This is a genomic window from Streptomyces sp. NPDC049577 (assembly GCF_040675635.1).
Lineage (GTDB): Bacteria > Actinomycetota > Actinomycetes > Streptomycetales > Streptomycetaceae > Streptomyces.
Window position 1 is genome coordinate 1 of record NZ_JBFAPH010000155.1, and the last position, 15,249, is coordinate 15,249.

Below are 15,249 nucleotides of genomic sequence, written 5' to 3' on the forward strand. Positions count from 1 at the left end.
GCACCTTGCCGCCCTCGGAGACCAGCTTGGAGGCCGTCGGCTCGGGCACCCACGCGCCGTCGATCGAGCCGGACTTGAACGCGTCCGGGGTCACCTTGTTGTCCGTACGGACCACCGAGACGTCGCCCTTGCCGCTCTGCGGGTCGACCTTCCAGCCCTTGTCCGCGATCCAGTTCAGGAACGCGACGTCCTGCGTGTTGCCCTTCTGCGGGGTCGCGATCCGCTTGCCCCTGACGTCGTCCGGCGAGGTGATCTTCTTCGGGTCGACGACGAGCCTGACGCCGCCCGAGGCCGAGCCGGAGACGATGCGCAGGGCCTTCCCGCCGGACTTGGTGTAGCCGTTGATGGCGGGGGAGGGGCCGATCCAGCCGATGTCGACGGAACCGGCGTTGATGGCCTCGATCTCGGACGGTCCGGCGTTGAAGGTCGTCGAGCGGAGCTTCGTGCCGCCCAGCTCCTTCTGGATCAGTCCCTCCTGCTCGCCGACCAGCGGCGTGGCGTGCGTGATGTTGGGGAAGTAGCCGATGCGCACGGTGTCGGCGGACAGCTTGGCGCCCGGCGCGGCGGCCTCGGCCTTCGCGCCCGGGCCGGCGGCGTCCTTCTGGGAGCCGTAGCCGCAGGCGCCGAGGGCGGCGGTCAGCAGCGGGACGGCGGCGAGTGCCGTGAGGGCACGGCGGGCGGCGGTGGACACGTGGGGGGTTCCTCTCGGCGGAAGCGGGCGGTGGCGGCGGGCAGGGGCGCACATCGGCCGACGCCGCCCTGTCCGCTGCCCAGCGCGCCGCTGCCGACGCGGCCGCCCTCCTTCGCGAAGGTGGAGAAGGCCTCCCCCGCCATCAGAAGTCCCACTCGGCGCCGGTGTCCCCGGCGGTCGCGCCGAACGCCGTACCCGCCATGCCCGCCGTCAGCGTGGTGCCGTCCGCCGGGTCGATCAGCAGGAAGGAACCGGTGTGCCGCGAGTCGGCGTACGCGTCGAGCGCGAGCGGCTCCGAGGTGCGCAGCACGACGCGGCCGATGTCGTTGGCGGCCAGCTCGCCGGGCGCGGCGGTGTGCGACAGGTCGTCCAGGCCCAGCCGCGACGGCAGGTCCTTGACGATCGCCTTCACCGTCCGCGTGGTGTGCTTGAGCAGCACCCGGTCGCCGACGCGCAGCGGCCGGTCCGCCAGGTGGCAGACGGTCGCCTCCACGTCCCGCGTGGTGGCAGGCGCGGCGGCGGCCGGGGCGATGAGGTCGCCGCGCGAGACGTCGAGGTCGTCGGCGAGCCGCAGGGTCACCGACTGCGGCGCCCAGGCCACGTCGACGGGCGCGCCCAGCGCGTCGATGCCCGCGATCACGCTCGTCCGCCCGGACGGCAGCACGGTCACCGGTTCGCCGACGCGCAGCACGCCGGAGGCGATCTGCCCCGCGTAGCCCCGGTAGTCGGGGTGTTCGGCGCTCTGCGGGCGGATGACGTACTGGACGGGGAAGCGGGCCGCGGCGAGCGTGGGGTCGGCGACGACCGGCACGGTCTCCAGGTGCTCCAGGACGGTCGGGCCGCCGTACCAGTCCATGCGCGCGGACGGCGTCACCACATTGTCCCCGGCCAGCGCGGAGACCGGGATGGCGGTGACGTCCGGGACGCCCAGCGAGGCCGCGTAGGCCGTGAACTCCTCGGCGATCGCGGCGAAGACGGGCTCCGCGTAGTCGACGAGGTCCATCTTGTTCACCGCCAGCACCACGTGCGGCACGCGCAGCAGCGCGGCGACGGCGGCGTGCCGGCGGGTCTGCTCGACCACGCCGTTGCGCGCGTCGACCAGGACCAGGGCGAGCTCGGCGGTGGACGCGCCGGTGACCATGTTGCGGGTGTACTGCACATGGCCGGGCGTGTCGGCGAGGATGAACCGCCGCCGGCCGGTCGCGAAGTAGCGGTAGGCGACGTCGATGGTGATGCCCTGCTCGCGCTCGGCGCGCAGCCCGTCGGTGAGCAACGCCAGGTCCGGGGCGGTCGCGCCCCGGCTCCGGGAGGCGTGCTCGACGGCGGCCAGCTGGTCGGCCAGCACGGACTTAGAGTCGTGCAGCAGCCGCCCGACGAGCGTGGACTTGCCGTCGTCGACGGAGCCCGCGGTGGCGAACCGCAGCAGGGACGTGGCGCTCGCGTCGACGGCGTCGATGGTGGTGGTCATGGCTAGAAGTACCCCTCGCGCTTGCGGTCCTCCATCGCGGCCTCCGACAGCTTGTCGTCGGCCCGGGTGGCGCCCCGCTCGGTGAGCCGGGAGGCGGCGATCTCCGCGATGACGGCCTCGACGGTCGCCGCGCCGGATTCCACGGCGCCGGTGCAGGACATGTCGCCGACCGTGCGGTAGCGCACGAGTCGTCTCTCGACCCGCTCCCCGTCCTTCGGCCCGCCCCAGCCGCCGGGCGCCAGCCACATGCCGTCGCGGGCGAACACCTCCCGCTCGTGGGCGTAGTAGATGGACGGCAGCTCGATGCGCTCGCGGGCGATGTACTGCCACACGTCGAGCTCGGTCCAGTTGGACAGCGGGAAGACGCGCACGTGCTCACCGGGGGAGTGGCGGCCGTTGTAGAGCTGCCACAGCTCGGGACGCTGCCGTCGCGGGTCCCAGCCGCCGAACTCGTTGCGCAGGCTGAACACCCGCTCCTTGGCGCGGGCCTTCTCCTCGTCCCGCCGCCCGCCGCCGAAGACCGCGTCGAAGCGCTGCCGCTCGATGGCGTCCAGCAGCGGCACGGTCTGCAGCGGGTTGCGGGTGCCGTCCGGGCGCTCGCGCAGCCGCCCGTCGTCGATGAAGTCCTGCACGGACGCGATGTGCAGCCGCAGCCCGTGCGCGGCCGCCACGCGGTCGCGGTAGGCCAGGACCTCGGGGAAGTTGTGCCCGGTGTCCACGTGCAGCAGCGGGAAGGGGACGGGCGCGGGGGCGAACGCCTTCAGCGCCAGGTGCAGCATGACGATGGAGTCCTTGCCGCCGGAGAAGAGGATCACCGGCCGTTCGAACTCGCCCGCGACCTCGCGGAAGACGTGCACCGCCTCCGACTCCAGCGCGTCCAGGTGCGACAGCGCGTACGGGCTGTCCTGGGTGACAGCGGTACCAGTGGCGCTCATATCAGCCCCCGTTCGACCAGCAGCGCGCGCAGCGCCGCCACCGACTCGTCCACGCCCTGCTCGTGCGCCGCGATCCGCAGGTCCGGATCGGCCGGCGCCTCGTACGGGTCGTCCACGCCCGTCAGTCCCTTGAGCTCGCCCGCCGCCTGCCGGGCGTACAGGCCCTTGACGTCGCGTGCGGAGCACACCTCGACGGGCGTCGCCACGTGCACCTCCAGATAGCCGGTGCCGTGCGCCCGGTGGTGCTCGCGGACGGCCTCGCGGGAGTCGGCGTACGGCGCGATGACCGGGACGAGCACGGTCACGCCGTGCGAGGCGAGCAACCGGGCGACGAAGCCGATGCGCCGCACGTTCACGTGCCGGTCCGCGCGGGAGAAGCCCAGGCCGGCGGAGAGGAACTCGCGGATCTCGTCGCCGTCGAGCACCTCGGTACGGTGGCCCTCGTCGCGCAGCCGCGCGGCGAGGGCGCGGGCGATCGTCGTCTTGCCGGCGCTGGGCAGGCCGGTCAGCCATACCGTGGCGCCCGGCGCGGCCGGGCGCCGTGCGGCGGTGTGCTGTGCGGTGGTGTGCGTCGTCATCCGTGCAGTCCGCATTCGGTCTTGGCCCGGCCGGCCCACCGGCCGGCGCGCGCGTCCTCTCCCTCCCGCACCCGGCGGGTGCAGGGGGCGCAGCCGATGGAGGCGTAGCCGTCCGTCAGCAGCGGATTGGTCAGTACTCCGTGCTCGGCGACGTAGGCGTCCACGTCGTCCTGGGTCCAGCGGGCGATCGGCGCGACCTTGACCTTGCCGCGCCGCGCGTCCCAGCCGACGACCGGCGTGCCGGCCCGGGTCGGGGACTCGTCGCGGCGCAGCCCGGTCGCCCACGCGTCGTACGCCCGCAGGCCCTCCTGGAGCGGCCGCACCTTGCGCAGGGCGCAGCACAGGTCGGGGTCGCGGTCGTGCAGCCGCGGCCCGTGCTCGGCGTCCTGCTCGGCGACGGTCCGGGGCGGGGTGAGGGTGACGACGCGGACGTCCATCACGGCCGCGACCGCGTCCCGGGTGCCGATGGTCTCGGGGAAGTGGTAGCCGGTGTCGAGGAAGACGACGTCGACGCCGGGGCGCACCCGGGAGGCGAGGTGGGCGACCACGGCGTCCTCCATCGAGGAGGTGACGCAGAAGCGCTCGCCGAAGGTGTCGGCGGCCCAGCGCAGGATCTCCAGCGCCGGCGCGTCCTCCAGCTCCCGGCCGGCCCGCTCGGCCAGCCGTTCCAGATCGTGTCCGGTCACCGGTCCGCCCCTCCGGTCAGGCCCCGGGCGAGCAGCCCGAGGAAGGCGAGCCGGAAGCCGCGGTTGCAGGCGGCGCACTCCCAGGTCCCCGGACCCTGCAGGCCGGGGCGCAGGTCCTCGTCGCCGCAGTACGGGCAGTAGAAGGGGGCGGCACGCTCGCTCATGACAGGTCCCCCTCCGCGGCCCGCGCGACCCACTGCGCGAACCGCTCGCCCTCGGCGCGCCCGGCCAGGTAGCGCCGCAGCACGCGCTCGATGTAGTCCGGCAGTTGATCCGACGTCACCTTCAGGCCGCGCACCTTGCGGCCGAAGCCGGCCTCCAGGCCGAGCGCGCCCCCCAGATGCACCTGGAACCCCTCGACCTGCCGGCCCCGCTCGTCCAGCACCAGCTGGCCCTTGAGACCGATGTCCGCCACCTGGATACGGGCGCAGGCGTTCGGACAGCCGTTGATGTTGATGGTGAGCGGCTCGTCGAACCCGGGGAGCCGGCGCTCGAGTTCGTCGACGAGCGAGGACCCCCGGGCCTTGGTCTCGACGATGGCCAGCTTGCAGAACTCGATGCCCGTGCAGGCCATCGTGCCGCGCCGGAAGGCGGAGGGCGTCACGCGCAGGTCCAGGGCCTCCAGCGCGGCGGCGAGCGGACCGGCCTGCTCCTCCGGCACGTCCAGGACGATCATCTTCTGCTCGGCCGTGGTCCGCACCCGGCCCGAGCCGTGCTCCTCGGCCAGCGCCGCGATCTTGGTGAGCGTGGCGCCGTCGACCCGGCCGACGCGCGGGGCGAAGCCCACGTAGCAGCGGCCGTCCCGCTGCCGGTGCACGCCCACGTGGTCCCGCCACCGCTCCACGGGCTGCTCGGGGGCCGGGCCGTCGAGCAGCCGGCGTCCCAGGTACTCCTGCTCCAGCACCCGCCGGAACTCCTCGGGCCCCCAGTCCGCGACGAGGAACTTCAGCCGGGCGCGGTTGCGCAGCCGCCGGTAGCCGTAGTCGCGGAAGATGCCGATGACGCCGCCGAACACGTCCGGCACGTCCTCCAGCGGCACCCACGCGCCCAGCCGTACGCCGATCTTCGGGTTGGTGGAGAGCCCGCCGCCCACCCACAGGTCGAAGCCGGGGCCGTGCTCGGGGTGGCGCACGCCGACGAAGGCGACGTCGTTGATCTCGTGCGCCACGTCCAGCAGCGGGGAGCCGGAGACGGCCGACTTGAACTTGCGGGGCAGGTTGGAGAAGGCCGGGTCGCCGATGAACCGGCGGTGGATCTCCTCGATCGCCGGCGTGCCGTCGATGATCTCGTCCTCGGCGATCCCGGCGACCGGCGAGCCGAGGATCACCCGGGGGGTGTCTCCGCACGCCTCGGTCGTGGACAGCCCCACGGCCTCCAGCCGGCGCCAGATCTCCGGTACGTCCTCGATCCGGATCCAGTGGAACTGGATGTTCTGCCGGTCGGTGATGTCGGCCGTGCCGCGCGCGAACTCCTGCGATATCTCACCGATCACCCGGAGCTGACGTGTGGTCAGCCGGCCGCCGTCGACGCGCACCCGCAGCATGAAGAACTCGTCGTCCAGCTCCTCGGGCGCGAGGATCGCGGTCTTGCCGCCGTCGATCCCGGGCTTGCGCTGGGTGTACAGGCCCCACCAGCGCATCCGGCCGCGCAGATCGGCGGGGTCGATGGAGTGGAAGCCGGCCTTGGAGTAGATCGTCTCAATACGTGTCCGCACATTGAGACCGTCGTCGTCCTTCTTGACCTGCTCATTGGCGTTGAGCGGCGTGAAGTGCCCGACGGCCCACTGGCCTTCTCCCCGATGCCGGCCGGTCCTGCGGCGGTTCGGGGCGGCGGCGGGGGATTCCGGGGTGGTGGCAGTCATGGCGGGAATGTCCTTAGAAGTCCGCATACGCCGGAGCGCGCTGTCGCGCGAGAAAAGGAAAAAAGAGAGGAAACGGCAGTGCTGTGACTGTCAGCAGGCCGGACAGATGGCGCTGGACACGCGGACGAGATCGACGTGACGTCGACTCACCAAGGCGATTCCAGCGCGTGACATGGAGGAAGGGTGGCACGGCGGGATTCGGGCAGTCCACCACTGTCCGCAATATGGAATCGACTGTCTTGAGATATGAGATACGGCAGGTGTTCCGGGGGTCGCGGGGCCGGGGGCGGCCCGGCCCCCCGGTGCCCCCGGCAGCGCGTGTTCAGGCCGCGGCCGGTTCCGTCCGGACGTCGAAGACCCGGAAGCCACGCCGCTCGTAGTTGCCCAGCGCGTGCGGGCCGTCCCAGCTGCATGTGTGCACCCACACCCGGCGCGTCGCCTCGCGCCCCGGCCAGCGCTCGGCCAGGTCCCAGGCCCGCGCGGTGCCGAACGACAGCAGATGACCGCCGATCCGCCGGCCCCGGAACCGCTCCAGCAGACCGAAGAGGGAGATCTCGACCGCACCCTCCGGCTGCGGGTCCAGCTCGATGTACCCCGCGGGCGTGCCGCGCTCGTAGGCGACCCAGGTCTCCATCCCCGGCCGGTCCAGGAACTCGAGCCACCGCTCCTCGGACCACGGCAGGCGGTCCGTCCACCGCAGGTCGCCGCCGACGCCCGTGTAGAAGAAACGGTTGAGCTCGGGCGAGGGCACCTCGGCCCGGACGATCCGTATTCCGGACGCCTCGTCCGGGATGCGGGCGGGTCTCAGATCGTCCGGGGAGGTCTGCTCCAGGGACCACGTCGTCAGGGTCGGCACGTCGTTGCTCATGGCGGAAGCCAATCACGTCTCAGCCGCCGGCCGGTAAGGCCTCCCGGGCCGCCAGCACGACCGGCGCCGTCGAGGCCGGCAGCAGGTCCGCGGCGCGCGGCGGCGTCAGCACCCGCACGTCGAGGCCGTCCGCGAACCGGTACGGGCGGTGGCTGAGCACCCCCGCCAGCGTGCGCCGCATCCGGGACAGCTCCGCCCGCACCGTCACCGTGCGCGTCGGGTCGCCGAAGAGGTCCGCCGCCAGCTCGGCCGCCGTGCGCCCCGACGGATACCTGGCCAGCACGTAGAGCAGCTCCGCGTGGCGCGGGCTCAGCTCGTGCGACCAGTCGCCCGCCTCGCCGCTCACGGTGACCGTCCAGCCGCGCGCACGGCGCAGATCCAGCACCACCCGGCTGGGCGGCGCCGTCCCCGCTCCCTCCCCGAGCCGCACCAGCCAGCCGTCCGGCAGCGGTTCGAGCAGGCACGGCCCGAGCGTCGGCAGCCACACCCGGCCCGGCCGCACCGCCTTGGGCAGCACCACCCGGCCCACCGGGGCCATACCCGTCACGCCCGCCGTCCAGCCGTCGCGGTCGACGGCCAGCGCCCGCCCGCCGACCCGGGCCAGCATCGGCGCGGCGACCGTGCGCAGCCGGTCCACCGACTCCCAGTGCCGGGCCCGCAGCTCCGCCTCCGCGACCTTGCCGACGGCCGTCACCAGGGCCAGCGTGGCCGGATTCAGGGCGGCCGCCGGCCCGCTGACGTTGAGCACGCCCAGGAGCCGCCCGTCGCGCGGATCGTGCAGCGGGGCAGCCGCGCACGTCCAGGCGTGATGGGTACGGACGAAGTGCTCGGCGGAGTGCACCTGCACCGGGCCGTCCTCGACGAGGGCCGTGCCGATGCCATTGGTGCCGACCATCTCCTCCGTCCAGCACGCGCCGACCTCGAAGCCCAGCCGGTCCGCGCTGCGCAGCAGGGCGGGGCTGCCCTCCCGCCACAGCAGCCGGCCCTCGGGATCGGCGACGACGATCAGATGCCGCACCGCGTCGGCCACCGAGCCCAGCCCGTCGCGCAGCTGCGGCATCAGGGCGCCGAGCGGCGAGGACTGCCGGCGGTGCTCGACCTCGTCGGCGGGCAGCGGCACGGCCGGCCGGCCGACGTCCGGGTCGAGGCCGCGGCGGCGTGCACGGTGCCACGACTGGCCGATCAGCGGACGCGGCGGTGCCGGCGGCCGGCCGCCGGTCAGGGCCGCATCCCGGATGGCGGGCAACAGCTCCGCTGTGAGGGGTCCGTGGTCCACCTTGCCATGGTGCCGCCGGGAACGGCCGCGCGCCGGGGCATCGGAAAGATTGCAACGCCTTGCAACCGTTGCCATCGGCCGGCGAGGGGCGGAAAGTGACGGTGAGCGGCCGGGGGGTGGTGCCGAGTCGGCGCAGCATCACCCCCCGCCGGGCCGCTCGCCCCCTCTCCCCTCACCGCCCCGCTCCGCGCGATCCCCCCACACCTGATCACCTGCGCGGCAGCCGTGCCGGGGCATCCGCCTCCGGCGGATACGGTTAGGACGTGCAGGCAGCGAATGAACCTCCGGTGAGGCGGGCCGGGCGTCTGAAGAGGGCCCGCGCCCTCTACCGGAACGTCTCCAAACGCAGGATGACCTGGCTTCTGCTGAAGGACACGGTCAACTCCTGCATCGAGTACCGCGTCACCGGGCTGGCCGCCGAGGCGGCCTTCTTCACCCTGCTCTCGCTGCCGCCCCTGCTGCTGGGCCTCGTCGGCCTGCTCGGCTACCTGGACTCCTGGACCGGCACCAACACCATCGGCAGCATCCAGGACAACATCCTGCGGGCCTCGGCCACGGTCCTGTCCGACAAGGGTGTCAACGAGATCGCGCGGCCCCTGCTGCGCGACGTCACGCGCGGACACCCCGAGATCGTCTCCGTCGGCTTCGCCATCGCCCTGTGGTCCGGCTCCCGGGCCGTCAACGTTTTCGTCGAAACCATCACGATCATGTACGGGCTGGAGGGCAAACGCGGCATCGTCCGCACCCGGCTGCTCGCCTTCCTCCTCTACATCGTCGCCCTGATCATCGGCGCGATCGCCCTGCCGCTGATGGTGGCCGGACCGGAGGCGGTCGAGGAGATCGTGCCCTGGAGCGCCGACGTCGTGCGGGTGCTGTACTGGCCCGTCGTCATCCTGCTGTGCGTCGCCTTCCTCACCACCCTCTACCACGTGTCCGTGCCGGTGCGCTCGCCCTGGCAGGAGGACATCCCGGGCGCCTTCGTGGCGCTGACGATGTGGGTGCTGGGCAGCTTCCTGCTGCGCATCTACCTGATGAACACCGTCGAGGGACCGACGATCTACGGCTCCCTCGCCGCGCCCGTCGCCGTGCTGCTGTGGATCGGCGTCTCCGCCTTCGCGGTCCTCGTGGGCGCGGCGGTCAACGCCGCCGTGGACCGCGTCTGGCCCTCGGTCGCCACGGCCGCCGCCCGCGCGGAGGTCGACCGCCGGCGCGAGGTCGCCGCGGCCCAGGCCGCGGCGGAACGGGCGGCCCGGGCGCTGGTCGTGGAGTTCGACGACGACCTGTACGACTACGGCCTCGCCGAGGAGGAGGGCGCGGCCGGCCAGGACCGGGAACCGCCCTCGGAGTTCCCCGAACGCTGGGCCCAGTTCCTCCCGCCGGAGGACGTCCGGTCGCGCCTCCACAAGCCGGAAGGGGGCCCGAAACACGCGAAACGACGCGACTGAGGCGTCGGGAAAAACCACTGGAAGCCACCCACCGCACAGGCCTACGCTCAAGATCCGCGCCAATCAGGAAGGGAGGTCGGAACCGATGACTGTCACGGCCATGGGCACCGCCCGCACTCGGAAGTTCCTCCAGACCACTCCCTTCCCGAAGGATCCCCACCGTGCCGACCACCGCACACCCCCTCGCCCGCTACGGCTGGGATGAGGAGCGAGCCGCTAGCTTCGCCCCCTACGCCGCCGAGGGCCTGACCCCGGGCCGGATCGTCCGTGTCGACCGCGGCCGCTGCGACCTCGTCGTCCCCGGCACCGACGGCGAGGAGGCGGCCACGCGCACCGTCCTCGCCGACTCCGCCCTCGTCACCACCGGCGACCCGCTGAACATCATGTGCACCGGCGACTGGGCCGCCGTCGACCTCGCCACCGGATACGTCCGCGCGCTGCTGCCGCGCCGCACCGCGTTCGTGCGGTCCACGTCGTCGAAGCGGTCCGAGGGGCAGGTCCTCGCCGTGAACGTCGACCTCGCCGTCATCGCGGTCTCGCTCGCCGAGGAGTTCGACCCCGGCCGTCTCGAGCGCTTCCTGGCCTTGGCCTGGGAGAGCGGCGCGACCCCGCTCGTCGTCCTCACCAAGGCCGACCTGGTCGGCGACCCGGCCGCGCTCGCGTACCTGGTCGCCGACGCGGAGGCGGCCGCGCCCGGCGCGACGGTGCTGGCCGTCAGCGCGGAGACCGGCGAGGGGCTCGACGTCCTCGCCGCCGTCCTCACCGACGGCACGTCCGTCCTCCTCGGCCGCTCCGGCGCCGGCAAGTCGACGCTCGCCAACGCGCTCGTCGGCGAGCGGGTCCAGGACACCCATGACATCCGCGACCGCGACGGCAAGGGGCGGCACACCACCACCGCCCGCACCCTGCTGCCGCTGGCCGGCGGCGGCGTCCTGATCGACACGCCGGGCCTGCGCGGTGTGGGCCTGTGGGACGCGGAGCACGGCGTCGGCCGGACCTTCGCGGAGATCGAGGAGCTCGCCGCGCGCTGCCGCTTCCACGACTGCGCGCACACGGCGGAGCCCGGCTGCGCGGTGCTCGCGGCGGTCGAGACGGGCGAGCTGCCCGCCCGGCGCCTGGACAGCTACCGCAAGCTCATCCGCGAGAACGCGCACATCGCGGCCCGCACGGACGCGCGGCTGCGCGCGGAGATGCGCCGCGAGTGGAAGTCCAAGCAGGCGGAAGGCCGCCGGATGCTGGAGATCAAACGCGGCCCGCGCCGCTGACCGGCCCTGCGGTGCCGACCCGGCCGCAGCTCGGCCGGGGGCCGCGGGGCTTGGCCCCCGGTGTCCTCCGCCACGACGGTGCGCAGCCCACTGCGGCCGTTCCGGCGGTGCCGAACGGGGCTGAAGTTCGGCCGGGGGGCCTTGGGGGGCTTGCTCCCCGGGTCCTTTTCTCCGCCGCGACGGTGCTCAGCCCGCTGCGGCCGTTCCGGCGGTGCCGACCCGGCCGCAGTTCGGCCGGGGGGCCTTGGGGGGCTTGCCCCCCGGGTCCTCTTCTCCGCCGCGACGGCGCGCAGCCCACTGTGACCGTTCCGGCGGTGCCGACCCGGCCGCAGCTCGGCCGGGGGCCGCGGGGCTTGGCCCCCGGTGTCCTCCGCCACGACGGTGCGCAGCCCGCTGTGACCGTTCCGGCGGTGCCGAACGGGGCTGAAGTTCGGCCGGGGGGCCTTGGGGGGCTTGCTCCCCGGGTCCTCTTTTCCGCCGCGACGGCGCGCAGCCCACTGCGACCGGCCCGGCGGTGCCGGACCGCGTCGCAGCGCTTGCGGCGAAGGCCGCCGGCAAGGCGCAGGGCAGGGGCCATGTCCGATTTCCGCCAGAGCCGGCGCAGCCGCTACCGCAGACTGGAGTGCGTGACCACGCAGATGACGGAAGCGACGGCCCCCCGGACGCCGCTCGGCGACGATTCCCGCTACCAGGCGGTGAGCAGCAGGGACGCGCGCTTCGACGGCGAGTTCTTCTTCGCCGTCCGCACCACCGGGATCTACTGCCGGCCCAGCTGCCCGGCCGTGACGCCCAAGCGCGTCAACGTCCTCTTCTACCCCTCGGCCGCCGCCGCGCAGGGCGCCGGCTACCGCGCCTGCCGCCGCTGCCGCCCCGACGCGGCACCCGGCTCCGCCGACTGGAACGTCCGCGCCGACCTCGTCGGCCGGGCCGTGCGGCTGATCGGCGACGGCGTCGTCGACCGCGAGGGCGTCGCCGGGCTCGCCGCCCGGCTCGGCTACAGCACCCGCCAGGTGCACCGGCAGCTCACCGAGGAACTCGGCGCCGGCCCCGTCGCCCTCGCCCGGGCCCAGCGCGCCCACACGGCCCGCGTGCTGCTCCAGACCACCGGCATGCCCGTCACGGAGGTCGCCTTCGCGGCGGGCTTCGCGAGCGTACGGCAGTTCAACGACACGATTCGCGCCGTCTACGCCCAGACCCCCAGCGCCCTGCGCGGCGGCCCGCATCGGGGCGCGGGCGCCGAGGCGCCCGGCGGCATTCCGCTGCGGCTCGCCCACCGGGGCCCGTACGCCGCGCGCGAGCTCTTCGGCTTCCTGGCGCGGCGGGCCGTCGCCGGTGTCGAGGAGGTCCGCGGCGAGGCGGGCGCCCGCCTCTACCGCCGGACCCTGCGCCTGCCCTACGGCACCGGCGTCGCCGAGGTCCGGGAACCGGCCCCCGCCGGCACCGGCACCTGGCTCGACTGCCGGCTCCACCTCACCGACACCCGCGACCTGACCACGGCCGTCCAGCGCGTCCGCCGCCTCTTCGACCTGGACGCCGACCCCCACGCCGTCGCCGAGCGGCTCGGTGCCGACCCCCTCCTCGCCCCGCTGGTCGCCGCCCGCCCCGGACTGCGCTCGCCCGGCGCGGCGGACGCCGAGGAGCTCGCGGTGCGCGCCGTGCTCGGCCAGCAGGTGAGCGTCGCGGCCGCCGTCCGGCTCGCCGCCACGCTCGTGGCCGCCTACGGGAAGCCGCTGGCCGCCCCGGACGGCGCCCTCACCCACGTCTTCCCCGAACCGGACACCCTGGCCGACGCGGCGCTCGACGAGCTCGGCATGCCGGAGTCCCGCAAACGCGCCCTCCGCACGGTCGCCACCGCCCTCGCCGACGGCACGGTACGCCTCGACCCGGGCGCCGACCGCGACTTCGCCGAACGCGCCCTCCTCGCCCTGCCCGGCATCGGCCCCTGGACCGCCGGATACATCCGCATGCGCGCCCTCGGCGACCCCGACGTCTTCCTCCCCACCGACGCGGGAGTCCGCCACGGGCTGACCGCCCTCGGCGCGTCCGCGTCCGCCGAGCGGTCCTGGCGCCCCTGGCGCTCGTACGCGCTCCACCATCTCTGGAACCACCCGGCCCCGAAGGACACATGATCATGCTGTACACCGAGCTCGACAGCCCCCTCGGGCAGCTCCTCCTCACCGGGCTGCCCTCCGCCACCGCGCCGGGCGGAACCGCGATCGCCTCGCTGACCGTGCCCGGCCAGCGCAACGCGCCCGTGCCCGGGTCGGACTGGCGGCGCGAGCCCGCCGCGTTCGCCGAGGCCGAGCGGCAGCTCGCGGACTACTTCGCCGGACGGGCGAAGGAGTTCCGGCTCGAATACGCCGTGACCGGCACGGAATTCCGGCGTGCCGTCTGGGACGCGCTGGACACCGTGCCGTACGGGACGACCACCAGCTACGGCGAACTCGCGGCGAGGATCGGCGCCCCACGGGCCGCGGTACGGGCGGTAGGCGGCGCGATCGGCGCGAACCCGCTGCTGGTGCTGCGCCCCTGCCACCGGGTGATCGGCGCGGACGGCTCGCTCACGGGCTACGCGGGCGGCCTGGACCGCAAGCGGACGCTCCTCGCCCTGGAGGCGTAGGCCCGCGGGGGCTTGCCCCGCGAGGCCGCTCGGCCGGCCGCGACCGGCCCGGCGGTGCGGAGCACGCCGATTGCTGTGGCCGTGTATCCCGCCGGACCCTCGCCGCTGTGGCATCTCGCCGTGGCGGCCGCCGAATCAGCCCCGGGGTTGCCGGGGCTCGGCCCGAGGCCCGGATCGCGGGGCCCCGGGGGCTTGCCCCCGGGATCGTTCCGCCGCGGCGGTGCTCAGCCGATCGAGGCCGGTCCGGCGGTGCCCGGCCGCCCCGCCCGGCAAGGGCTACGCACGCCAGCCCCGTTCCGCCGCGTGCCAGCCCAGCTGCAAACGCGTCGTCACCCCCGCCAGTTCCATCATCCGCCGCACCCTCCGCTGCACCGTCCGCAGGCCCAGGCCCAGCTGTCTGGCCACACTCGTGTCGGTCAGGCCCGCCAGCAGCAGGGAGAGGATCTCCAGGTCCGTGGCGTCCGGACCTTGCGACGCCGGCACGGCGGGCCGGAGCGGACGGCCCTCGTGCCAGACGTCCTCGAAGAGGTCGACCAGAGAGTCCAGCAGCGCGCCCGGGTGGACGACCAGGGCCGCCGACCCGTCCGCTCCGGAGGCCAGGGGGAGCAGGGCGGAGCGGCGGTCGGCTATGACCAGTTCGGCCGGTATCCGGTCGACGAGGCGGATCCGGCCCCGTCCGTCCCCCGGCCGGCCGCCGCCGGTTCCCGGGACGGCCCGTTCGACGATCGTGCGGTGCCCGACGGCGGCCGGGACGTCGCCCCCGGACCACGGTCCGGCCGTCGACGTCAACATCGCGCACACTTCTTCAGCCGCGCTCGCGCGAATCTTTCGGAGCCGTCTCGCCACCGCGTCGGTGCCCGTCACCACCTCCACCGCTCCACGGCCGTCGGGCCGCTCCGCCCCTGGTCCTCCGTACGCCGTCACCCGAATGGCGTGCAGCTCGATGGCACCCGGCACACGACACACCTCCCCACCACCGCGTTGTGCTCCGGGACATCATCCCCGGGTGGTGTTCGCCGAGCACTCTTCCCGTATGCCCAGCAGTGTGGACAATAAGGGCATGAGTCAGCAGGGGGACCAGCACTCCGCCCAAGAGGACGCCTGGTGGCGTGAGTTGTACGGCCGGAGTGAACCCGACACCGCCTACTCCGAGAACGGCCATTCCGGGGGCGACAGCCTCGACGAACGCTTCACCTCCGCCTCGGCGGTGGTGCGGGCGGAGAAGGCGCGGCCGAGAGCCGCCGAGCCGCCCGGCCCGCCGTCCGCGCCCCCGCCGTCGTCCGCCCGGCGGGTGCCGCGGCAGGGTGTGGCCCGCGGGAGGACGGCCGACGACGCGCCTTCGGTCCCCGCGCCGCCCCCGCCTCCGCCGCCGCCCGTGCGAGCCGAGCCGCCCGACCCCCCGCCGCCGGTGGCCCCTTCCGTGACGGAGTCCTCCGAGTCCCCGCCGGCCGGACCACCGGCGGCGTCCTCGACGGCCGGGCCGCGGCGGCCCAAGGGCGCCAGGCGCCCCGAACCCAGGGCCCCCATCGCCCCGCCGCCTCCACCGCCCCCGCCGC

15 protein-coding genes and 1 pseudogene are annotated in these 15,249 nt (G+C 74.3%); 4 read left to right on the forward strand and 12 right to left on the reverse strand.

What is annotated here, in order from left to right:
* From AB0K09_RS18575 to AB0K09_RS18620, 10 genes are all read right to left on the reverse strand, one after another.
* On the reverse strand, window positions 1-691 hold a 691-nt coding region (locus AB0K09_RS18575), incomplete at its 3' end, for an ABC transporter substrate-binding protein (RefSeq protein ID WP_366066447.1).
* A 142-nt stretch (window positions 692-833) separates the two neighbouring features.
* On the reverse strand, window positions 834-2,159 hold the full coding sequence (locus tag AB0K09_RS18580; RefSeq protein WP_366066448.1) for a GTP-binding protein: 1,326 nt from the start codon (window positions 2,157-2,159) through the stop codon (window positions 834-836).
* Window positions 2,160-2,161: 2 nt separating this feature from the next.
* Entirely contained in the window at window positions 2,162-3,094 is a 933-nt protein-coding gene (gene cysD, locus AB0K09_RS18585; RefSeq protein ID WP_366066449.1) for a sulfate adenylyltransferase subunit CysD, read from the reverse strand.
* Window positions 3,091-3,672 (reverse strand): adenylyl-sulfate kinase, encoded by a 582-nt coding sequence (cysC, locus tag AB0K09_RS18590; protein WP_366066450.1) that lies wholly within the window; start codon window positions 3,670-3,672, stop codon window positions 3,091-3,093. The genes cysD and cysC overlap by 4 nt, the downstream gene beginning before the upstream one ends.
* Window positions 3,669-4,358, reverse strand: coding sequence for a phosphoadenylyl-sulfate reductase (locus AB0K09_RS18595; RefSeq protein WP_366066451.1), 690 nt, complete (start codon window positions 4,356-4,358; stop codon window positions 3,669-3,671). The genes cysC and AB0K09_RS18595 overlap by 4 nt, the downstream gene beginning before the upstream one ends.
* On the reverse strand, window positions 4,355-4,522 hold the full coding sequence (locus AB0K09_RS18600) for a hypothetical protein (protein WP_366066452.1): 168 nt from the start codon (window positions 4,520-4,522) through the stop codon (window positions 4,355-4,357). Before AB0K09_RS18600 ends, AB0K09_RS18595 begins: the two co-directional genes overlap by 4 nt.
* Window positions 4,519-6,219, reverse strand: a complete 1,701-nt coding sequence (locus AB0K09_RS18605; RefSeq protein ID WP_366066453.1) for a nitrite/sulfite reductase — start codon at window positions 6,217-6,219, stop codon at window positions 4,519-4,521. Before AB0K09_RS18605 ends, AB0K09_RS18600 begins: the two co-directional genes overlap by 4 nt.
* A 90-nt stretch (window positions 6,220-6,309) precedes the next feature.
* Window positions 6,310-6,393: a putative leader peptide gene (locus AB0K09_RS18610; protein ID WP_366066460.1), complete on the reverse strand. Its 84-nt coding sequence runs from the start codon at window positions 6,391-6,393 to the stop codon at window positions 6,310-6,312.
* Between the two features lie 148 nt (window positions 6,394-6,541).
* Window positions 6,542-7,087, reverse strand: coding sequence for a GNAT family N-acetyltransferase (locus AB0K09_RS18615; RefSeq protein WP_366066454.1), 546 nt, complete (start codon window positions 7,085-7,087; stop codon window positions 6,542-6,544).
* A 19-nt stretch (window positions 7,088-7,106) separates the two neighbouring features.
* On the reverse strand, window positions 7,107-8,363 hold the full coding sequence (locus tag AB0K09_RS18620) for a GAF domain-containing protein (protein WP_366066455.1): 1,257 nt from the start codon (window positions 8,361-8,363) through the stop codon (window positions 7,107-7,109).
* A gap of 263 nt (window positions 8,364-8,626) precedes the next feature.
* Between AB0K09_RS18620 and AB0K09_RS18625 the strand changes: the two genes are divergently transcribed.
* The 4 genes from AB0K09_RS18625 to AB0K09_RS18640 all read left to right on the forward strand — a co-directional run bounded on the left by AB0K09_RS18625 (window position 8,627) and on the right by AB0K09_RS18640 (window position 13,693).
* Window positions 8,627-9,808 (forward strand): YihY/virulence factor BrkB family protein, encoded by a 1,182-nt coding sequence (locus AB0K09_RS18625; protein WP_366066456.1) that lies wholly within the window; start codon window positions 8,627-8,629, stop codon window positions 9,806-9,808.
* Between the two features lie 161 nt (window positions 9,809-9,969).
* Complete coding sequence (gene rsgA, locus AB0K09_RS18630; RefSeq protein WP_366066457.1) at window positions 9,970-11,073, forward strand: ribosome small subunit-dependent GTPase A; 1,104 nt, start codon at window positions 9,970-9,972, stop codon at window positions 11,071-11,073.
* A 638-nt stretch (window positions 11,074-11,711) separates the two neighbouring features.
* Window positions 11,712-13,202: an AlkA N-terminal domain-containing protein gene (locus AB0K09_RS18635; RefSeq protein WP_366066461.1), complete on the forward strand. Its 1,491-nt coding sequence runs from the start codon at window positions 11,712-11,714 to the stop codon at window positions 13,200-13,202.
* Complete coding sequence (locus AB0K09_RS18640) at window positions 13,199-13,693, forward strand: methylated-DNA--[protein]-cysteine S-methyltransferase (RefSeq protein WP_366066458.1); 495 nt, start codon at window positions 13,199-13,201, stop codon at window positions 13,691-13,693. Before AB0K09_RS18635 ends, AB0K09_RS18640 begins: the two co-directional genes overlap by 4 nt.
* 276 nt (window positions 13,694-13,969) lie before the next feature.
* Here AB0K09_RS18640 and AB0K09_RS18645 read toward each other — a convergent pair whose 3' ends face one another.
* Complete coding sequence (locus AB0K09_RS18645) at window positions 13,970-14,485, reverse strand: helix-turn-helix transcriptional regulator (RefSeq protein ID WP_366066459.1); 516 nt, start codon at window positions 14,483-14,485, stop codon at window positions 13,970-13,972.
* A 351-nt stretch (window positions 14,486-14,836) separates the two neighbouring features.
* Window positions 14,837-15,249 (reverse strand): annotated as a pseudogene (locus AB0K09_RS18650) (hypothetical protein); the annotation flags it as partial.

What these genes read in the sequence shown, in the direction of transcription:
- AB0K09_RS18640 (WP_366066458.1), top strand. Translation starts at nt 13,199, where the DNA reads ATGATCATGCTGTACACCGAGCTCGACAGCCCCCTCGGGCAGCTCCTC.
- AB0K09_RS18605 (WP_366066453.1), bottom strand. Translation starts at nt 6,219, where the DNA reads ATGACTGCCACCACCCCGGAATCCCCCGCCGCCGCCCCGAACCGCCGC.
- AB0K09_RS18610 (WP_366066460.1), bottom strand. Translation starts at nt 6,393, where the DNA reads ATGTCACGCGCTGGAATCGCCTTGGTGAGTCGACGTCACGTCGATCTC.
- AB0K09_RS18580 (WP_366066448.1), bottom strand. Translation starts at nt 2,159, where the DNA reads ATGACCACCACCATCGACGCCGTCGACGCGAGCGCCACGTCCCTGCTG.
- AB0K09_RS18645 (WP_366066459.1), bottom strand. Translation starts at nt 14,485, where the DNA reads ATGTTGACGTCGACGGCCGGACCGTGGTCCGGGGGCGACGTCCCGGCC.
- cysC (WP_366066450.1), bottom strand. Translation starts at nt 3,672, where the DNA reads ATGACGACGCACACCACCGCACAGCACACCGCCGCACGGCGCCCGGCC.
- AB0K09_RS18635 (WP_366066461.1), top strand. Translation starts at nt 11,712, where the DNA reads ATGACGGAAGCGACGGCCCCCCGGACGCCGCTCGGCGACGATTCCCGC.
- AB0K09_RS18600 (WP_366066452.1), bottom strand. Translation starts at nt 4,522, where the DNA reads ATGAGCGAGCGTGCCGCCCCCTTCTACTGCCCGTACTGCGGCGACGAG.
- AB0K09_RS18615 (WP_366066454.1), bottom strand. Translation starts at nt 7,087, where the DNA reads ATGAGCAACGACGTGCCGACCCTGACGACGTGGTCCCTGGAGCAGACC.
- cysD (WP_366066449.1), bottom strand. Translation starts at nt 3,094, where the DNA reads ATGAGCGCCACTGGTACCGCTGTCACCCAGGACAGCCCGTACGCGCTG.